Here is a 19382-nt window from a genome sequence, read left to right as displayed (position 1 = left end):
TACGCCCCGGTGATAAAAGAGGTAGCTTGTGTGCCAGGTAGGCTAGGAGTATGACTGCTCTTTCCATTGACCTCAATTCTGACTGCGGGGAGTCTTTTGGCTCCTGGGTCATGGGCGATGACACTGCAATGATGCAGACCGTCTCCTCTGCCAATATCGCCTGCGGTTTCCACGCGGGCGACCCCAGCGTAGCCCGCTCCACCGTCCGAGCCGCCCACCAGAAAGGGGTAACCATTGGGGCTCACGTTTCCTACCCCGACCTGGCTGGCTTTGGCCGCCGGTTCATGGATATGACCGCCACCGAACTCACCGATGCCGTCATCTACCAGGTGGGGGCGCTCCAAGCTATCGCGCAGGTGGAGGGCGCACAGGTGAGCTACTGCAAGCCGCACGGGGGCCTCTATAACGCCATCGTTCACCACACAGCACAAGCACAGGCGGTTGCCACTGCCCTGCACGAGCTGGGAGACCTGCCTATCCTCTGTCTGCCCGGTTCTGCGGTAGCGAGCGCCGCCCGCGCCTTGGGCCTACCTGTCTTCTATGAGGCTTTTGCCGACCGGGGCTACACACCCGAAGGCAGCTTGGTGTCCCGGAGGGAACCGGGTGCGATCATCCATGACCCCGAGGTGGTTGCTGAGCGGGTGGTCCGTATGGCCGTTGACGGTGAGGTGATCGCTGTGGACGGCTCACGCGTGACCCTGGACGCGGCCAGCATCTGCGTCCACGGGGACACCCCTGGGGCTGTTGCTATTGCCCAGCAGGTACGGGCCGCCCTGGAAGGGGCCGGGGTCCGTATCGAGGCCTTCATCTAAACCTCAAGTGCGGCGCAAACCTTCATCTGCGTGTTCTTTGAACGGCATTTGGAAGGTTTACGCCGCGTTCACAAGCCATCAGCGCACACCGGCCCGCACTAGCTTTGCCCGCAGATTCTCGGGGTTACGGGCAACATCCTCCCACTGGGCTCGGATAACCGTATACCCCAGCAGCTCCAAATGATGCTGACGACGGCGCTCTTTCTGAATGACCTCAACGGGGCTCCCATAGGTTCCTGAGTATTTGACCATTCCATCTACCTCCAGAATCACCCTGGTATCCTCCCACAGAAAATCCGGTCTATATACATTCCCCTTAACCCAGAGCTGAACCTGCTCTACAGGGGCAGTAAAACCCCAGAGCAGAATCCAGTAACGGGCTAAGGACTCCGCAGGTGATTCGGCTTTCGCGCTCATATATTTAGTGATCTCTCGAGCTCTCAGAGCACCCCTCCCCTCCAAAGTTTTCAGAGCTTGAGATAGTTCCCCTTCCTGCACAAGATCGCGGTGAAGCAGATCATCAATGATGCACAGAGCATCGGGGCACGGGAGCACCCGCGCACAGTCCAGAGCTGTTTGCAGAGGGGTTGTGACAAAAGCACCTGACCGGAAAACAGCTTGCTCACATACCTGCAAACGGTTACGGCTCAAATGCACATTCCCTGCAACCTTGGCTGACGGGTGAGGGTGGCTTACCCAAACTTTTAGGGGCAGATCTAGGGTAGGTGCCCGCCACCAAAGTGCCGCTGAAACATGGCTCAGCACATATCCTCGATGAGTTTTGAGAAAACCCACATGACGGGCCAAGCAACGGCGAGTGGCATCCCATGTTTTCCATTGGTTGGCTTCAACATAGGCGTTGAAGCATATTTTGATGAGCTCGCCGTTTTTACTTTTTCGTGTAATTGCGGCGGAGCTTACGCCTTGATGCCGTAGCTCAGCCGATGTTTTGATGGTGGTAAAGAGGTCTTCCATAGGACCCAAAATTGTTCAGAAGATGTGCCTTGACAAGGGGTCTGGAGGAAACTGTGGATAAGTCTGCCCTGGTGCAGTAGCTTGTGCGGCGCAAACCTTCATCTGCGTGTTCTTTGAACGGCATTTGGAAGGTTTACGCCGCGTTCACTCCGTATTAGGTACCGCATGGGTAGCTGGCCTTGCGTGGGCACCGCCACACCTGCCAGAATTGTTGAACAATCTACGGTTTTGATGGACGGACGCAAAGGGGTGCCCATGATTCACCGCCCACACGACGGCGCAGACATCTACACGGTCAAGCCCTTTGGCGCCCTCGCAGCCCTGGTGGACTGCCGCACCCTCGAAAATGCCCTGTACCTGCACGGGCACCTCAGCAGGTACCCCGCCGCAGGCCAAACTGAGCTGATTCCGGCCGCCCGCACCGTCCTAGTTCGCTTTAGCACTTACGACTACACCGCCGCCTTTCTGGCCGCTCCCGACCTGCCGCCGGTAATCGGTCATGTGCGCGCCCACGGTCGCACGGTCACCATTCCCGTGATCTATGACGGCCAGGACCTGGCCGATCTTGCCGCCCACCTGGGTATGAGCGAGCAGGCTCTTATCTACGCCCACACCACGGGCCGCTGGTCGGTGGCCTTCGCGGGTTTTGCTCCCGGCTTCTTCTACTTACACCGGAACGATAAGGTGCTGGATGTTCCCCGCCGTGCCAGACCGCGCACCTGCGTCCCGGCGGGTTCGGTGGGGTTGGCCGGTGATTTTTCGGGTATCTACCCGCGCTCTTCGCCGGGTGGCTGGCAGTTAATCGGGCACACTAATGCGCCCCTATGGGACTTAGCGCAGAACCCTCCGACGCTTTTGGAGCCGGGTATGCAGGTCCAGTTTGAGGCGGTCCGGGAACTGATTACGGTAGCCGGTAGGTCCCCAGCAGAAGAGCACCCGGGTAAGCCTGCACTTAGCGAGCTGGCTGCGGGCTTGAAGGTGCGCTCCCCCGGTATGCTTACCCTTTTTCAGGATGCCGGCCGCAGCGGCCTGAGCCACTGGGGTGTTTCCCCATCAGGGCCGGTGGACCGCGCCGCCGCTGCAGAAGCTAACCGGCTGGTAGGTAACCAGTTGCAGGCAACCGTCCTGGAGAATCTTGCCGGTGGGCTGGCCCTTACGGCCCACCGCGATGTGGTTCTTGCCCTTACCGGAGCGCAGGTTCCTGCGCGGATCAGCGAAGATAACCCGGTAGATGCAGAAAGCCCTGCCCAGGAGGAACCGCTAGCTGTCACCTCCTACCGCCCCTTTGCCCTCAAACCGGGGCAAACTCTGACTCTAGGGGCTACCGAACGCGGCCTGCGCACCTACCTGGCTGTGCGTGGGGGTTTTGCGGCGCCCCAGCAGGCGACAAGTTCTTCCCGCGATACCCTAGCTGGCCTGGGCCCGGAGCCCCTAGCCCCCGGTGACCTACTGGCCCTAGCAGCAGAAAGTTCAGCGCTAGTGGGCAACCCCGTTCCCCCGCTCCCTCTACCCGGCGAGCAGATATTAACGATTCGTGCGGTGCCGGGGCCCCGCCAGGACTGGTTCACCCCGGAATCGCTGACCCGTTTCACAGAGGCAATCTGGGAGATTTCGCAATCCAGCGACCGTATCGGTGCCCGCCTGGTGCTATCCGAGTCTGAGGGTGGCGGTGAAAGGCCAGAACCCACCGAGGTCCTGGCCCGTCTCAGCGACAAGGAGTTACCGAGTGAGGGCATGGTGGCGGGAGCTATGCAGGTTCCCCCCAGCGGGGAGCCTGTTATCTTCCTGGCCGATCACCCGGTTACTGGCGGCTACCCGGTGATTGCAACGGTTCATCCCGATGACCTGCGCCTGATAGCCCAGGCCCCTCCCGGCACTAAACTCCAATTCTGCCTCGTTCCCTTTGACCATCTGACCCCACAGAAGTGAGTTCTACAATGCGTAAAGTTTTGATTGCTAACCGCGGCGAGATTGCCGTCCGTATCATTGGCACCTGCGCGCAGCAGGGGATCGCTTCTGTGGCTATCTACGCAGATTCCGATGCCGAAGCTCTGCACACGGCTTTGGCTGATGAGGCCTACGCCCTAGAGGGGTCGACACCGGCTGAAACCTATCTGGATATGCATAAGGTTCTAGAGATTGCCCGTATTTCTGGGGCCACCGATGTTCACCCCGGCTACGGTTTCTTGGCTGAGAACGCTGATTTTGCCCGTGCGGTCATTGACGCTGGCCTCACCTGGATTGGCCCGGCCCCCGAGACTATTGAGGCTCTGGGCGATAAGGTCAAGGCCCGTGAGCTGGCGCTGTCGGTGGGTGCGCCTTTGGCTCCGGGGTCAGACGGGCCAGTAGCCAGCGCGGCAGAAGCCCGTGCCTTTGCGCAGGAGAACGGCCTGCCTTCCATCATTAAGGCGGCGCACGGTGGCGGCGGGCGCGGTATGCGTATCGTGCGGCACCTGGATGAGGTTGAAGAGGCTTTCACCTCTGCAACACGCGAAGCCCAGGCCGCTTTTGGCAATGGGGAGTGCTTTATTGAGCGCTTTTTGGAGAGGCCCCGCCATCTTGAGGCGCAGGTGGTTGCTGACTTCCAGGGCAACGTCCTGGTAGTGGGCACCCGCGATTGTTCCCTACAGCGGCGCAACCAGAAACTTATTGAGGAGGCCCCGGCCCCCTTCCTGACCGATGACCAGCGGGCCGCTATTGAGCGGGCTTCTGCCGATATCTTCCGGGCGGCGGGCTATGTGGGTGTGGGTACAGCTGAGTTTATGGTGGCCCAGGACGGCACTATTTCCTTCCTTGAGGTCAATACCCGTATTCAGGTGGAGCACCCCGTGACCGAGGAGGTCACCGGCCTAGACCTGGTGGCTCTCCAACTGTCGGTGGCCGCCGGGGAGCCTCTGCCCATGACCCAAACCCCTGTAGCACACGGGCATGCTTTTGAATTCCGTATCAACGCGGAGGACCCGGCCCGGGGGTTTCTACCTGCCGCTGGCAGAATCGAGTCCATCAGCTTGCCCTCTGGCCCCGGTATCCGCTGGGACGCCGGTGTGCGCCCGGGTTCTGTAGTCAGCGGGGATTTTGATTCTATGCTGGCTAAGCTCATTGTTTCTGGTGCTACCCGCGAGCAGGCGCTACGGCGGGCGCGGTTTGCCCTGCGTCAGCTTGAGATTTCTGGGGTGGCTACCGTGCTCCCCTTTGATCGGCAGGTCTTAGAAGCGCCGGCTTTTACCGCCGAGGGAGGCGAATTCGGGGTCTACACCACCTGGATTGAGGACGTCTTCCTGGCAGAGGGTAGCGGTGAGCCAGATGTAGCCTACCGCCAGCCCCTGCTGCCGGTGGGTGCTAGGACCTTCCCGGGGAGCGGGGTCACCCGTTTTACCCTGGAGATCGACGGTACTCCGCACCGGGTGGGCCTACCCGATTCTGTTTTTGCGTCCCTGGGGAGCGCAGGGGCACCGGCAGGTACAGCCGAGGTAGAAGGGCCCGGTCAGGTTCTTGCACCTATGAGCGGGTCGCTTTTGCGCTTTACCGTGCAGCTAGGAGACCGTGTGGGGGCAGGCACCCAGGTAGCTCTGCTGGAGGCCATGAAAACCGAGGTTCCGGTGCTGGCGGAGTCTGCGGGAACCGTGGCTGAGCTACTGGCTGAGCCTGGTGAGCGTGTCAGCGCGGGTTCTGCTCTCATCCGTTTTGACTAGGGGCACCCGTAGGATAGTGCTGTGACTTCCCAATCCCTTGATGCCGCCTTTACCCCGGAGCTGAGCACCCTAGCGACCCATCGGCCCGCCGATATGCAGGCTCCCCAGTGGGCGGCTTCTGCTTTGCGTTCCGCTATGGATGCCGCTGCGCTGACCCCCGGCACCCAGTTGGTCGAAGAGCATCTAGCCGCCCTGCTCGATGTTTCCCGCAACACCCTGCGCCAGGCTTTTACTGAGCTTGAAGCTGAGAACCTGGTGCAGAGGATCCCCTACCGGGGAGTCTTCGTGATTCAGCCGGATGCTGAGCAGGTGCGGGAGCTCTTTATTGAGCGGTGGGCTGTTGAGTCCGCCGCGATTGGCCTCGCCCCGCTTGGGGAGAACAGTGATGCCCGTGCAGCTATTGACCGGGCCCGTACCGCCCAGGCCCGGGGGCAGGTGCCCCAAATGGCGAGCGCTAACCAGGATTTCCACCGTGCTCTGGTGGCTTCGGCTCGGTCGCAGCGGCTGAATCGGGCTATGTCCCGTATTTTGGCGGAGATGCGGCTGATTTTCTTTGAGTTGTCACATGATATGGGTTTTCATGCGCCTTTTATCGAGAAGAACGCCGAGTTGCTTGCCCTGGTTGAGGGTGGGCAACGGGAGGCGGCGCATCGGGCTTTGCGGGCCTATTTGGATCTTTCGCGTGACCGTTTTTTGCAGGAGCCTGTACTCTAAGGGCTTGTGCCAAAGCAGTGCTACAGGGTTTAACTCAATCAGCCTTTTTAACACAAAAGCACCGTGCCTGTCGGCTAGTTGAGCGCTGACAGGCACGGTGCTTTTTGAGCGGGTTGGTTTTAGCCGGCCCAGAGCTTGGCGATACCGCTGAGTGAGTTGAAGCCCAGGTAGATGGTCAGGAGCCAGGAGGCCCAGCCAATCACAATCAGCCAGATGGGGTACTTGTAGCCGTCTAGCAGGGTCTTGGCACGGAAGGTTGCCACAAAGAGGATCACACCAAAACCAAGGGGCAGAATCAGACCGTTGACGGCACCGGCCACAATCAGCAGGGTGGAGGGTGCTTTACCGGCAATGATAAAGACGACAGTTGAAATAACGATAAAACCGATGGTCAGCGCGTTCTTGACGGTGACGGAGGTCTTAGAGCTGGTCACGAAGGAAACGGAGGTGAAGGCCGCACCGATGACCGATGAGATAGCGGCTCCCCAGAGAATTAGGCCGAAGATGCGGGTACCCACTTGACCGGCGGCAATGCCGAAGGCTTGGGCGGCAATAGATTTTTCGGTGTCCATAGTAACGCCGGTGGCGACGACACCCAGGATGGCGAGGAAGAGCAGGAAGCGCATCACACCGGTGATGATGATGCCGGTGACCGATGAGCGGGAGATGTCTTTGACGTGTTCTGCGCCGTGGATTCCGGCCTCCAACATACGGTGGGCACCAGCGTAGGTGATGTAGCCGCCTACGGTGCCGCCGACCAGGGTGGTGATAACGGTGAAGTCAACCTGTTCGGGCAGTACGGTGTTTTTGAGGGCGTCCCCTACGGGCGGGTTGGAGACAGCGGCAACGTAGAGGGTTGCCAGGATCATGATGGCACCCAGAATAACCACGATACGGTCCAGGGCCATACCTGCCCGCTTGGAGAGGAAGACACCGATAGCGAGGACGGCGGTGAGGATGCCGCCGGTGGTGGCGTCCATGCCGAGCATGGAGTTCATGCCCAGGCCGCCACCTGCTACGTTGCCCACGTTAAAGACGAAGCCACCCAGGGCTACCAGGATAGCTAGGAAGATGCCCAGGCCGGGGATCAGGGAGTTAGCCAGTTCTTGGGCTTTGCGTCCGGAGACACCGATGACGCGCCAGACGTTGAGCTGAACGGCGACATCGATCAGAACTGAGATCAGGATGGCAAAGGCAAAAGCCGCGCCCATTGTGTAGGTGAATTGCCCGGTTTGGGTGATGAAGCCGGGGCCGATGGCGCTGGTGGCCATGAGAAAGAGTGAGCCGAGTAGGGCGGTGCGGCGGCCCTTGGCGGCTTGCTCTTGGTCAGTGATCAGGGCTTGTGCATCTGCCATGTCTCTCCTTGGAGGTTGTCATGCCCCGGTAAGGGAGGGCATGAGTGCTCGGTTTATAGACATAGATTACAGAATGACTGCTTATTGGCGTGGGAGAAAGCTGCGAAAGCGTGGACCCGGAGCTGCCGGGCGGTCTGTTTCTTAGCGTGTAGCCACCCCTGCTCAGGGGTGGCTACATGCTCTGGTTTTATCTTGAGGGTTTAGCCTTGCGGTAGCTTCGGCATACTGCTCCTGTGAGCAGGGCCAGGGCGGCAAGACCCACCAGGAGCCCCACTGCTGATACGCCTGTGGATGCTAAGGATGGTGGAAGCTGAGCTCCCCCTTCTTGAGCTTGCTGAGCCGGTTCCTGCTCCTTATGAGGGGCCAGCAACTGTGTCTTCCCGGGTTCGCTTGGGGCTGCGGGGGACGTGCTGGTTGGTTGCTGATCCATAGTGCCACTGGTCTCTAGCTGGTGGAATTTATGGTGACTTTCCTCCTTGGGGCTGGGACTTTCGGGTCCGCTAGCTCCTTGGGTTTTACCGCTGGGGCCTTCCCCCTTGTCCGCGGGGCCTTGCAGGGTTTTGGTTTCGCTTCCCTGCTCTGGGGTTTGGGCTGAGGGGTCAGGAGACGGAGCTGAGGGATCTGGAGACGGGGCTGGTGCGGTAGCTCCCTCAGAAGGAGCCGGGTCCGTGCCAGTTTCGCCCGGCTTTCCATCCTGCTGGCAGTCCTCAATAGCCTGATCCCCTACAAGGAATACAAGCTTTTGGGGTTGGGATGCTTTCTGCTCACCGTCAAGGGTTCTGGCACTGTAGTAGGCCTCAAATTCATAGATGCCGGGGGCCGTGAACACCCAGTGAGCGTGTACGTGGGTGGGGAAGTCTACCGGGATGAGATAATCACCTTTACGGGAATCCGCAAGTAGGTTCACCCCGGTAAAGGGGGACTCTTGATAGATAGCGAAGTTGCTACCGTCCGGTTTGTGAACCGGGTTCAGGTGTAGCTCAACCGGGCCTTCAAGACGTGAGTAGTCAATATCTTGTGTATTCCACCCTGGCCAGATGATGCCCGGCTCTTGATTTTGAGGTAGGCCATAGAAGGAGTCTCCAGCTTTACCCAGAAAATCTAGCTCCGGGGCTGTGAGCGGTCCTTGACGTAGATTTCTTGCCTGGTTACCTACGGCAAAGACGACCTCATCAAGTGATCGCTCAGTTGCCTGACGGGAGATCTGTCGGGTTTCATCTTTTAAGAATGTCTTGAGTCCCTGCTCTCCGAGCTGAGCCTTAATATCTACATGGCCCTCTGTCAGGATGTACCTTCCCTTGTAGGGTTCTATGGAACATTGTGGGGCTGAAGCTGGGGTCTCGGGGGCAGGATCAGCCGGCGCAGGGTCAGCCGGGGCAGGATCAGCTGGGGCAGGGTCAGCCGGGGGTGCCGGGTCTGGCTCATCAAGCAGGGTAATACTTCCTTGAGCCTGATAGCTCTTCCCCTGGGCATAGGAGTCTGTTACCTGAATACTTGCTGCTTGAGCCTGCATATCGGGGTGGGGGATAATTTGAGCAATAACACTTTCCCCATCATAGAACCAGCTATCTTGGTAAACGTATTCAGCGATACCGTTGACAAAATGCCCCTCAAAAGTGGAGTCATAGTATTGGCTGTCAGCCTCCTTAAAACCACCAGCTAGGAAGCCTCGGAAGTTGGGGTCTTTCGCTTGCACTATCAGCTTGCTGTACCCCTCCCGCTCTGTAGGCTCAAGGGTAAGGGTAAAGTCCCCGCTACTGGGTCGGTAAAGTTCACCGGTCATCGTGAAGTTATCTGGGTCCCTGTGCTCTTGCGGCCAGCTCCCTTCTCCTTCCGAGGAATCTCTGGAGGCTTCTACACCGGGGGCATAGTCAAGAGGCTGAGAGATCCAGCGCGCCGCCTGATCATGCTCACTACTTGGGGTAAAGACAGCCTGTAGCTGCCCAGGTGTGCTCCCCAGAAGCTCATCCCAGCTGGCCCTACCCTGCGAAACCGGCAAATCCGTCAAAAAGTATCCGTTGTTAAAAAGCGTTAAAGTCCCTTCAAGAGAGCTGTTATCAGCCTCAAAAGCAATATGGGTGAGGTTCTGATCGCCGGAGCGTTGGCCTTCCCTGTAGGGGCGAATGCTGAGCCTGTAGTCCATATCTGCCAGCTTGCCTTCTGGAGCCTGCTGGTAGCGTTCGAGAGTGCTAAGACCCTGGGGGATGCCATCTCCCGGCTGGGGGGATCGGCCTCCGACCTGCCAAATAATTTTGGTGGGTTCTGATTGAATTAGCTGGCCCTCAAGGCCACGGGCAACGGTCCGATAAGTCACCTCATAGCGACCAGCGGTCGTAAAGGTGGTTGCGTTGTGGGTATGGCTACCGGGGCGAAGCAAGGACGAATTAAGGCCGGGAGTTTTGGAGCTCATCATACGCCTGAGAGCAGATGGATCCCACTGATGGTGGTAGCGGAAGAGTTCCATTTCGCCCGGGCCGTTAACATCCATGATATCCAGGGCGAAAGTTCCATCTCTAAAGTCCTCTACGGGGATATCAGTCTCTGCACCAAAACCAACCCAAGCAGGGTCATGGTTCCCCTCCGGCAGGCCCGGTGCCATGTAGAGAGTATCGCCTGGCTTACCCAAAAAGCTCTGCTCTGCCGATTCATCGACGGTAAAGGTGTACTGGCTCCTACCTGTCATTTCTGACCAGCCCTTGCCTAACCAGATGATGCTTTCATCAGCGCTATAGGGGCCCTCTTTATCCCCTTGAGCAGGGGCTTCATTACGGAGCACAAAATGGTTATCGATCCAGGCTGTCTTGGGAGCATCAATGTGTGCCCGACTTGTAATAATTTTTCCGTCATCAGGCCCGGCTGTAGCCGGGAGCGAGCCTGCCACAAGAGAGGCCAGCACGAGTGAGGACAGGGTCAGAAGACGGGCCTTAGAAAGGCTCTTGCGAGGTGTATGTTTCTTGACTATCACGGTGTATTTTCTGTGTCGCTTGCCGGGAGGGTGTATCAACAACCCACCCTTATTTGAGAATGATTATCATTAAAGATAAACTGACTTCTGATAAAAATCAAATGATTTCCCCTCAGAACCCATCCGTCCCATACTTAGGCAAATAGAAAGCACACCCATGTACCGCCCTCAAAGCCCCCTCTCTATAACAGCCCTGGCTCTTGCCCTCAGCCTGAGCCCTCTCACCCCAGCACTTGCCCAGGATCAACCTTCCCCCCTAGAAATCAACAGCTCATCTTCCATCCAGGGACAAGACATAAACCAAGCATCGAAGACCGTCCTGCACACTGAACATACGGATGCCCTGGCCCTAGCTCTAGGCCAGGACGGCCTTGATATATTTACCTACGCAGACCTCCCCCAGGCCCCCAGAAGTAGGCTCGACCCTGCAAGGACAGTTTTTAACCTTGAAGATAGAGAAGAGACGCGCCTACCCATCCCTGAGGGGTTCGACTTTCTTGGAAAACCGGGTGAAACTATCTGGCTAGCCCCCCAAACCCAGGTCAAAGGTGTCCTCTGGCCCGGGTGGAACACTGAAGATATCCGCCCCGGGCAGCTCTCAGGGGATAAGCTCAACCTTGAACTTATCCAGGCGCGGACCCCTGAAAATGGTGCTGTAGAGGTCTTCCAGTCATCACTCACTGGAACCACCCGAATATTTAGCTCCCAGCAGAGGCTAGCTGCCCACCAGCAAGCTGTCGGCTCCCATGTTCATGCCAATTGGGCCTTTACCGCCCCCGGAACCTACCAACTAACCTTCCGGGCCAGTGGCTCCTACCCAGACGGTAGCCCTGTTTCTGCAGAACAGACATACACCTTTGTCGTAGGAGAACTTTCAGCAAATCCCGAAGGGGAAGATGCCAAGGACCACAGCACTCCAAGAAAACCTGACCCCTCACAGCCAGCAACCCCAGAGCCCACCAAGCAGGTAGCTGAACCCGCTGCAGTTGAACCCCCTGTAGCTGCCGCCGCTCCACCTCAGCCTGAAGCTGGTGAGCAAGCAAGCACCACCGCTGGCCAGAAAGAAGCTAGCAGGCTCCCGGCAGCCAGCCCACAAAGCATGGAGAAGGATCTTGCCGATCCCCCGGCACCCCACCCGGTACCCCAAACCCAAGAGCACGTTGACGAAGAAGCTACAGTCTCCCAGCAGGCCAACCCGGCCGCCCAGCCCTCCCCTGCACAAACATCCCATTCCCAGCCAAGCGCTCAGGAGCAAGGAACTAGAGCTGACAGGCAACAGGCCACGATCGCGCCCCAGTGCTATGCCACTGAGGAGCAGGTTCATACAGCAGTAGCATCCAAGGGTAGGCCAACCTCTGCACAAGCTAGGGCCTCTTCTACCTCACCCCAGAAGCCAGCTCTTAGTGTGATGCGAGCTGTGAACACTAAGGCCGACCGCGTTTCAAGCGGGCATTTCGATTTTGGGCCGGTCTTGAAGTCAGGTAGCCTCTCTGCCCGCGTCAAAGATGACCGCACCTCCCCTGCCCGCTGGAAAGAACCCGCCGCTCTGACCTTTATCCTTGGTCAAGATGCCAAGACCTCCTTACCTGCCGGGATGGAACATATCGCCCCAGCAGGCAGTGAAATTTACCTAATCGGTGCCACCCAAGAACCCCATGTTCCCTGGCTAGGTTGGAACACCCAAGACCCTGAGCTCGTCACCCAGGCCGCCGGCCCCGTGGAGCTAAAGCTCAGTGAGCTCCAAGGACCTGGACAACTATCAGTCTTCCTCTCGGGCAACTTCGGGGCCGCGGGAACCACCGTCTTCAACAAGGTGGGGGACACATATTCGGTGCCGCTCAACACCCACCAGCACGGTAACTGGATCTTTACAGAAGAGGGTGTGTATACCGCCACCCTCACCTGGTCAGTACCACTCAAAAATGGGCAGAGGGCAACAGCCTCCGGCACCTTACGCTTTGAAGTAGGTGATACCTCACAGAGTGCAGATCAGAAACCAGAGCAGCAAGCCGATCAGAAGACAGAGCAGAATAAGAGCTCAGAGGCCATCAAGAATGAGGCAGATATCGTCACCCGCCCCGATGGAACCAAGGTACGCATTGTAGGCAAGACCGCTCAGGGCGAAAACTGTGATCTAAGCGCCGAACAGCTAGCGAGCGCACAGCGAAAATCTGCCCGCGGGGAGTTAGCCTACACCGGCTCCACAGCCAAGAGCTTGCTGGCGGGTGGGCTTACAACCGTAACCTTGGGCACCTTGCTACTGCTGATCAAACGCCGTTCAGCCCGCCGGGTCAGCACCCATGAATAGGTCCTACCCTGTGGTAGCTAGCATCCTAGCTCTCATCCTGCCCTTAGTGGCAGGATGCAGCGCTGGGGATGCTGGGCAGCAAAAAGGGTTCCATATAGTAACTTCAACGCCCATTATGGCTGACTTGGCTAGAGCCGTGGCCGGCGATAGGGCCCAGGTTACTTCACTGATTCCGGCGGGGGCTGACCCCCATACCTATGAGCCCTCCTTGAGGAACGTGCGCGATATAGCCTACGCAGATGTAGCTTTTACCAATGGCCTGCTTCTTGAGCAGCAGAAACTCGTCCGTACTATAGATGCCAACCTGCCTGCAGGAGCCACTTCGGTAGCTATAGCGGAAAAAATTGAAAGCTACGGTGGGACCCTGCTGCCTCTGGTAGAAGATGCTTCGCTGGATTCCATCTGGCTGGGGCTACGCACATCAGGATCACCTAAGGATCTAGACCTGGCAAGAGATGCGTCTGTCGCCTTCCGGGCAAGTCGCGCTCAGGGTCCCGGGCAGTTAGCTGCTTTTATTACCGGCACCTTTGGGTCGGTAGAAATGGTGGCAGACTCAACCCATATGGAGACATCCGACGAGAACCAGCAGTTGGAGACCACCCTCCCCTTGCAGGCCCACACCCACCTGTCATGGTCATATGCAGAACCTGGTATATATGAGCTTGATCTTGAAGCCAGCGCCCACACAGCCCAGGGGGAAAGCCTCACCGGCCTCAAAGAAGTACCTGCCACCACTATTCATTTTGCGGTGGGGGTTGATCCCCAGGAGTTAGCTCAGCAGCTTCAAGAACAGACAGGTAGCCCCGTGACCGTACTCAGTAATGGCCATGCCGACCTGAATGCTGATCTGGCCACCGGAACCCTAACAATACGCACAGATTCAGATGGCCAGATAGAGAGCCATGATCCGGCAACCACTGTTATCGCGGTACCTTCACGCACTTTGCAAGAAGTACCCGCTGGCAGCCAGTACCGTTTTCTTGGCAAGCCGGGGACCAAGGTGTACCTGCTGGCCCAGGCTGTACTCGGCAAGCATGTTCACGGTGAGATAGACCCCCATATCTGGCATTCAGTACCTAACGCCATGGCAGCTGTTGAGTTGATGCGAGACACCCTCAGCACAGCAGATCCAAGCGGTGCCTCCACCTACCGAGCTAATGCCCATGCTCTTCTCGAAGAGCTCTCCTCCACCCACCAGGAACTCACAGCAATCTACGGAGGGCTTAACAGTAGCCAAACTAACTTGGTGACCACCCACGACGGCTACCGTTATCTTGCCTCAACCTACGGCCTCACCGTAGCCGGGTATGTCTCTGCCGGCCCGGGGGTAGAACCCAGTATCCAGCAACGAGAACGTCTCCGCCGCACTATCACCGACTTAGGAGTACCGGCCCTTTATACAGAACACAAAAACCTTACAAGGACGCCGGTACTCCAACAGGTCAGTGAAGAGCTAGGGGTAAAAGTATGTGAACTCTACTCCGACACCATAGACTCTGCCGCCCCGACCTACAGCCACATGATGTTAAAAAACGCACACACAATTGCTCAGTGCTCCGCTAGATCCTGAGCCTTGCACCACCAGCCCACCTGCACCCCTACCGAGGACAGTTATGAACCGTATATCTCGTCTCGCTACAGCGCTCACTCTTACTACTTTTCTCCTCCTGCCAGGCACACCTCTAGGGTCAGCCTCCTTTGCCGCAGAAGATAACAGGAGCGCACAGGAGCGCGCACTAGAACAGACCCTTTCGTCCGATGAACCCACCGTGACAGGCCAACACGAAATTTCGGAAGGTCATATCGACTTAGGCCCTACTTTATTTGACGGTTCTTGGGAACTCATGTTTCGCGATGATTCCGGTCTCTCACCTGTCTGGCGTGATCCGGCAGAGGTGGTGCTTCGTGGCAATGACACTTCTCTCATGGCTGTACCCGATGATCCCCGCTATTCTTTTGTCCATGCTCCACCGGGTGAGCAGGTCTACGTCATCCCCCAAACCGAAGCGGCTGGGGTAGTGTGGCCCGGCTGGAATACTCAGAACCCGCAGGTTGTGGAAGAGCTTGGGCGCGGGGTCACCCTCACCCTGGAAAAAGTTGAGGGCCCTGGAGATTTTTTCCTCTACCTTGAGAACGGTAATTTTGCCGCTCCCGAGGTCCTCTGGGACTCAAACAGTGCAGGACCTCAAGATATTTTTGTGGAACCGAATACTCATGTTCACGCCAATTGGGTTTTTACCCGCCCCGGTGCCTACTACCTTACGGTGCGGGCGCACGCTGAACTATCAGATGGAAGGCAGGTTAGCGATACCGCCCAGCTACTCTTTGCAATTGGCTCCGAGGTAGAGACAGAACAGGTATTCTCTGGGGCGAGAGCCCTCAGCACAAAAGACCAGCATAAAGATTCGGGCACCAACCTAGCAGCACCCTCAACTGTACCGGCTCAGGCTAGTAAGACCCCTAGAGAAGATAGCTCTGTCAGCCCACAGCAGGCTCTTTCCCCAGCGCTCCTTACCGGCATAGGGCTGCTGGTGCTCTTCCTGCTTGCTGGCTCACTCTACCTGCTCCGGCGCTCTGTAGGTGCCCGTTCAAGGGCCCTCAGTGAGAACTCTGGGGAGCGATCATGACTCTCCCTCTATCCATCCGCAACCTCACCGCAGGCTACCCTCAGCAACCGGTCTTAGAAGGTCTTAACCTGGATCTGGAAGCCGGTGAATTTGTGGGTCTTATCGGCGCTAACGGTGCGGGCAAGACCACCCTCCTGCGCTCAATTTTAGGTTTGGTACCAATCCACTGTGGCAGTATCCAGGTACTCGGGAAACCCCCCATCACAGCCCGCACCCAGATTGGTTATGTGCCCCAAAAGCATCTCTTCCAGTGGGACTTCCCCATCACCGTTGAGCAAGCTGTACTCAGCGGTCGCACCAAAGCTATAGGTTGGTTCCGTAGGGCAGGCACATCTGACTGGCGGGCTGTCTACTCGGCATTAGATCGGACTGAACTGACTCCTTTGAGGAACCGGGTTATAGGTGAACTCTCAGGCGGGCAAAAGCAACGTGTTCTGCTAGCACGAGCGTTAGCATCCGATCCGCAATTACTTTTACTGGATGAACCTTTTACAGGGATTGATGCCCCCACCCAGACCTGTCTCAACCGTCTCTATCAAGAACTAGCCGCCAGCGGGTTGGCTATTCTCATGTCCACTCATGACATGGTGGCAGCCCGCGCCTACTGCTCACGCATTATTGGGCTTCAGCGGTGTCTCGTTCTTGATGCTCCCGCCTCCCAGCACAGTGTAGAAGAACTCTATACCTTCCTCCATCACGACAGAGTGAGCCCAGCATGATTAGCCCCTTTGAGTTTGTCCAAGATCTTTTTAATCCAAACTTAGCCTTTTTAACTCGCGCCTTGGCCGCAGTGGTTATCGCCTCGGTGGTAACCGGAATTGTTGGTTGCCATGTGGTCATGCGCGGCATGGTTTTTATTGGTGATGCAGTGGCGCACTCTGTCTTTCCCGGCCTAGCTATTGCCTTTGTGATGGGAGGCTCTTTAGCTCTGGGAGGCCTGCTAGCTGGGGTTATTACCGCAATAATGGTCGCGCTTTTTAGCCAGAATCAAAAGCTTAAAGAGGACTCGGTCATCGGTATCTTCTTTGCCGGTTCATTTGCTTTAGGTATCACGCTTATTTCGCTGGCACCGGGGTATTCAGGATCGGTTCAGGATTTTCTCTTTGGTTCAATCGTAGGCATTTCAGGGTCAGATGTTGCTCAAGCAGCCGGTATTGCAGCTACGCTCATACTGGTCTTAGGTGTTTTTCATCAGGAGATTGTAACGGTATCTCTCGATAAGGAGAGCGCGCGGGCAGCAGGCCTGCCTGTCCTGGCCCTCGATGTCTTGCTCTATGTGGTGGTAACGGTATCTGTAGTTATTTCCTTGCAGATCCTGGGCAATGTCTTGGTTCTAGCTCTGCTAGTAATCCCTGCGGCCAGCGCTCGACTGGTCTGCCGAACGCTGGGGCGCATGATGGTTTTTGCGCCGCTCTTTGGCGTGCTGACATCAGCTACCGGGCTTTACTTCTCCTGGGCTTTTAACCTGCCAACCGGAGGCGTGATTGTACTGACCATGATTGCAGGGTTTTTGGTGAGCTCTGCTGTCAGCGCCTTGAGAGGAAAACTAAAAGGGCCAGCGCTCATGACGGGCTGACCCTTAGCCTGTGACCGGTATGGAGATGGCTACCCCGCTTTCTCCGCGGGGTAGCCATGAGCTACAGACACCCGGTGAACTGTTATTTCAAGGCTTCACGGGAGATGACAACCTTGACGGCCTTGTTCTCTGCGGCATGAGCAAAGAGGTCGTAGGCTTCTTCGAACTGGTCAAAGGTGAAGTAATGGGTGGCCATAGCCTTAGCGTTCAGGCGACCTGAGCGCACCATGTTGAGCAGGTTTTCCACGGTATTGCAGTTAACCAGGCCCATGTTGATGCAGACGTTGGAGATCCACATGTCCTGGATGGGTAGTTCCACAGCCTTACCGTGGACGCCGGCGTTAGCGATTGTGCCGTAGGGCCGTACGATTTCGGTGCAGGTTTTAAAGGTTGCGGGTACACCCACGGCTTCAACAGCAACGTCCACGCCTAGGCCATCTGGGGATAGAGCCTTGATTTTTTCGACAGCATCGGGCTCTGAAGCATTAACCTTATGGGTTGCCCCCAGTTCTAGGGCGGTGTCCATACGGTTTTCATCCATGTCCACGGTAATAACGGTACCGGCACCGGCCAGGTTAGCGGTCATGATCGCGCCCAGACCAACGGGACCAGCACCAACAACAGCCACGGTGTCACCGGGCTTGGTGTTGCCGTTGAGGATTCCAATTTCAAAACCGGTGGGCAGGGCATCGGTCAGGAAGAGTACTTGGTCATCGGCCAGGCCTTCGGGAACCCGGTAGAGGGAGGTCTCTGCGTAGGGTACGCGGACATACTCAGCCTGAGTGCCATCGATCAGGTGCCCAAAGATCCAGCCGATACCGCCCACGGTCTGGCAGTGGGAGTACTGGCCCTTCTTGCAGTAGGAGCACTTGCCGCAGTTGGTGACGGCGGGGATGATGACGCGGTCCCCGACTTTGAGCTCTGTGACGGCGGAGCCGACCTCGGTGATGGTTCCTACAGCTTCGTGGCCTAGGATTCGACCGGGCTCGACGGCGGGTACGTCGCCTTTGAGAATGTGCAGGTCGGTTCCGCAGATGGTGGTGGTATCTACTCGTGCGATGACGTCAGTAGGTTCAATGATGGTGGGGTCGGGTACTTCTTCCCAGCTGCGCTTGCCGGGGCCGTGGTAGACGAGGGCTTTCATGGGTTCTCCTTGGGACAAAAGGAAGCAGGGATGTGCTCCCAATCACCATTGTAAGGGCATTGGTATGGCTACACATCAAAAATTTTTTATATTAAGGCTAGTTCCACCCTAAGAGAGCGCCTGAGCGCACCCCCTAATTACCTTCTTCCTCCAGTTGGGCATCCAGGCGCTGGCGGTCCCGTTGGCGCTGCTTGGTAGAAATATCACGCAGTACAAAGAGACTCCCTATGGCGCCCACTACACCACCAACAATCATTCCGCGTGACATATCGGGGTCTACAAGCCCCAGAATGTTGCGGTAGATTCCGCTCATCATGAGCATGGAAACCACAAGGGCGAACACCAACCCAACTTTTGAGTATGGGGTAATTCGAGGCCTGGGAGCGTGCTGACGTAGCCAGAAGTCTCTGATCGTCATTGAGAAGATAAGCACCCCCATGGGGAGCACAGCCCACATGGCATACCAACCGGGCAAGACCCAGGCCAGAACTGCGCAAGCCCCAAACATTAAGTTGATGACCCAGGCATAGGAAATTGCGATAGCCCTATAGAGGGCCTGCCGCTCAAATTCATCATCCATAGATGCGTCATAGCGGTCCAAGATTCTCTGGTTGATACTCATGTTTAGTCACCTTCTCGGGGGTCAAAGATGTCCTCCACCGACCTGCCCAGAATCTTTGAGATCATCAGGGCCAGGTAGACCGAGGGAGCATAGTTGCCCTTTTCAATATTGGCGATGGTCTGGCGGGACACCCCTGCCCGTTGGGCAAGTTCTGCCTGCGATAGTTCCTTCCACCGCCGGTACTTTCGCACCAGGTTGGTGCTTGGTTGTGGTGTCATAGTGTTCTTTCGGGTTGAGGCCTCTCCTTAAATGTAAACTATTCTTTACATAAGAACAACTATCTTTGACTGAGAGGTGGCGGGCTCCCTCAGCGCCTGTAGCCTTTCCCCACACCCCCGACTTAAGGCTTGAGCCAGATACCCAGTAGATCTAGGGTTAAAGGTGCAAGACACCATCAAGCAAAGGACAGCCGAGCATGATTTTTATTGTGGTTAAATTCCAGGTTAAAGACGGCAAGCGTGAAGAATTCCTAGAAGCCGCCCGCGACTTCACCCTGGCCACCCGCGCAGAGCCGGGCAACAAGTGGTACGAATGGTCCCTGAGCGTTGAGAACCCCAACGAGGTAGTCCTGGTCGAAGCCTTCAAGGACGAC

16 protein-coding genes are annotated in these 19382 nt (G+C 57.2%); 10 read left to right on the top strand and 6 right to left on the bottom strand.

All coding sequences use genetic code 11. The features are described from left to right. The first annotated feature begins 50 nt into the window (after nucleotides 1-50). Nucleotides 51-812: a LamB/YcsF family protein gene (locus ACN08Y_RS08035; protein ID WP_419112352.1), complete on the top strand. Its 762-nt coding sequence runs from the start codon at nucleotides 51-53 to the stop codon at nucleotides 810-812. A gap of 78 nt (nucleotides 813-890) precedes the next feature. Here the strand turns inward: ACN08Y_RS08035 and ACN08Y_RS08030 are convergent, their stop codons facing one another. Continuing rightward, on the bottom strand, nucleotides 891-1787 hold the full coding sequence (locus tag ACN08Y_RS08030) for a DUF559 domain-containing protein (protein ID WP_419112351.1): 897 nt from the start codon (nucleotides 1785-1787) through the stop codon (nucleotides 891-893). Between the two features lie 165 nt (nucleotides 1788-1952). Here ACN08Y_RS08030 and ACN08Y_RS08025 point away from each other — a divergent pair, with 165 nt between their 5' ends. The 3 genes from ACN08Y_RS08025 to ACN08Y_RS08015 are packed head-to-tail and all read left to right on the top strand — an operon-like array spanning nucleotide 1953 to nucleotide 6193. Beyond that, nucleotides 1953-3716, top strand: a complete 1764-nt coding sequence (locus tag ACN08Y_RS08025) for a carboxyltransferase domain-containing protein (RefSeq protein WP_419112350.1) — start codon at nucleotides 1953-1955, stop codon at nucleotides 3714-3716. An 8-nt stretch (nucleotides 3717-3724) separates the two neighbouring features. After that, on the top strand, nucleotides 3725-5479 hold the full coding sequence (locus tag ACN08Y_RS08020; RefSeq protein WP_419112349.1) for an acetyl/propionyl/methylcrotonyl-CoA carboxylase subunit alpha: 1755 nt from the start codon (nucleotides 3725-3727) through the stop codon (nucleotides 5477-5479). 21 nt (nucleotides 5480-5500) lie between these two features. Next, a complete protein-coding gene (locus ACN08Y_RS08015; protein ID WP_419112348.1) occupies nucleotides 5501-6193 on the top strand; it encodes a GntR family transcriptional regulator in 693 nt (230 codons plus the stop codon). Between the two features lie 119 nt (nucleotides 6194-6312). On the opposite strand, the gene ACN08Y_RS08010 is transcribed toward ACN08Y_RS08015, so the two are convergent. Then, nucleotides 6313-7548, bottom strand: a complete 1236-nt coding sequence (locus tag ACN08Y_RS08010; protein WP_419112347.1) for an NRAMP family divalent metal transporter — start codon at nucleotides 7546-7548, stop codon at nucleotides 6313-6315. A gap of 187 nt (nucleotides 7549-7735) precedes the next feature. Continuing rightward, nucleotides 7736-10513: a choice-of-anchor M domain-containing protein gene (locus ACN08Y_RS08005; RefSeq protein ID WP_419112346.1), complete on the bottom strand. Its 2778-nt coding sequence runs from the start codon at nucleotides 10511-10513 to the stop codon at nucleotides 7736-7738. A 157-nt stretch (nucleotides 10514-10670) separates the two neighbouring features. Here ACN08Y_RS08005 and ACN08Y_RS08000 point away from each other — a divergent pair, with 157 nt between their 5' ends. From ACN08Y_RS08000 to ACN08Y_RS07980, 5 genes are read left to right on the top strand one after another with little or no spacing between them, the layout of a single operon-like run. After that, complete coding sequence (locus ACN08Y_RS08000) at nucleotides 10671-12821, top strand: TIGR03773 family transporter-associated surface protein (protein ID WP_419112345.1); 2151 nt, start codon at nucleotides 10671-10673, stop codon at nucleotides 12819-12821. After that, nucleotides 12814-14391, top strand: coding sequence for an anchored repeat ABC transporter, substrate-binding protein (locus tag ACN08Y_RS07995; protein ID WP_419112343.1), 1578 nt, complete (start codon nucleotides 12814-12816; stop codon nucleotides 14389-14391). Before ACN08Y_RS08000 ends, ACN08Y_RS07995 begins: the two co-directional genes overlap by 8 nt. Before the next feature lie 43 nt (nucleotides 14392-14434). Next, entirely contained in the window at nucleotides 14435-15448 is a 1014-nt protein-coding gene (locus tag ACN08Y_RS07990; RefSeq protein WP_419112342.1) for a choice-of-anchor M domain-containing protein, read from the top strand. Then, nucleotides 15445-16167 (top strand): anchored repeat-type ABC transporter ATP-binding subunit, encoded by a 723-nt coding sequence (locus tag ACN08Y_RS07985; RefSeq protein ID WP_419100323.1) that lies wholly within the window; start codon nucleotides 15445-15447, stop codon nucleotides 16165-16167. Before ACN08Y_RS07990 ends, ACN08Y_RS07985 begins: the two co-directional genes overlap by 4 nt. Then, on the top strand, nucleotides 16164-17024 hold the full coding sequence (locus ACN08Y_RS07980) for an anchored repeat-type ABC transporter permease subunit (protein WP_419112341.1): 861 nt from the start codon (nucleotides 16164-16166) through the stop codon (nucleotides 17022-17024). Before ACN08Y_RS07985 ends, ACN08Y_RS07980 begins: the two co-directional genes overlap by 4 nt. 82 nt (nucleotides 17025-17106) lie before the next feature. Here ACN08Y_RS07980 and ACN08Y_RS07975 read toward each other — a convergent pair whose 3' ends face one another. The 3 genes from ACN08Y_RS07975 to ACN08Y_RS07965 all read right to left on the bottom strand — a co-directional run bounded on the left by ACN08Y_RS07975 (nucleotide 17107) and on the right by ACN08Y_RS07965 (nucleotide 19008). Continuing rightward, on the bottom strand, nucleotides 17107-18168 hold the full coding sequence (locus ACN08Y_RS07975) for a zinc-dependent alcohol dehydrogenase family protein (RefSeq protein ID WP_419100325.1): 1062 nt from the start codon (nucleotides 18166-18168) through the stop codon (nucleotides 17107-17109). Between the two features lie 133 nt (nucleotides 18169-18301). Continuing rightward, nucleotides 18302-18790, bottom strand: coding sequence for a hypothetical protein (locus ACN08Y_RS07970; protein ID WP_419112340.1), 489 nt, complete (start codon nucleotides 18788-18790; stop codon nucleotides 18302-18304). 2 nt (nucleotides 18791-18792) lie between these two features. Continuing rightward, nucleotides 18793-19008, bottom strand: coding sequence for a helix-turn-helix transcriptional regulator (locus ACN08Y_RS07965; RefSeq protein WP_419100330.1), 216 nt, complete (start codon nucleotides 19006-19008; stop codon nucleotides 18793-18795). Between the two features lie 197 nt (nucleotides 19009-19205). On the opposite strand from ACN08Y_RS07965, the gene ACN08Y_RS07960 reads away from it, so the two are divergent. Further along, nucleotides 19206-19382: putative quinol monooxygenase (locus ACN08Y_RS07960; RefSeq protein WP_419112428.1), on the top strand; the 177-nt coding region annotated here is incomplete at its 3' end.

The sequence above is a fragment of the Rothia sp. P5764 genome (assembly GCF_048512965.1).
Classification (GTDB): Bacteria; Actinomycetota; Actinomycetes; order Actinomycetales; family Micrococcaceae; genus Rothia.
This window is presented reverse-complemented; position numbering and strand designations above follow the sequence as displayed.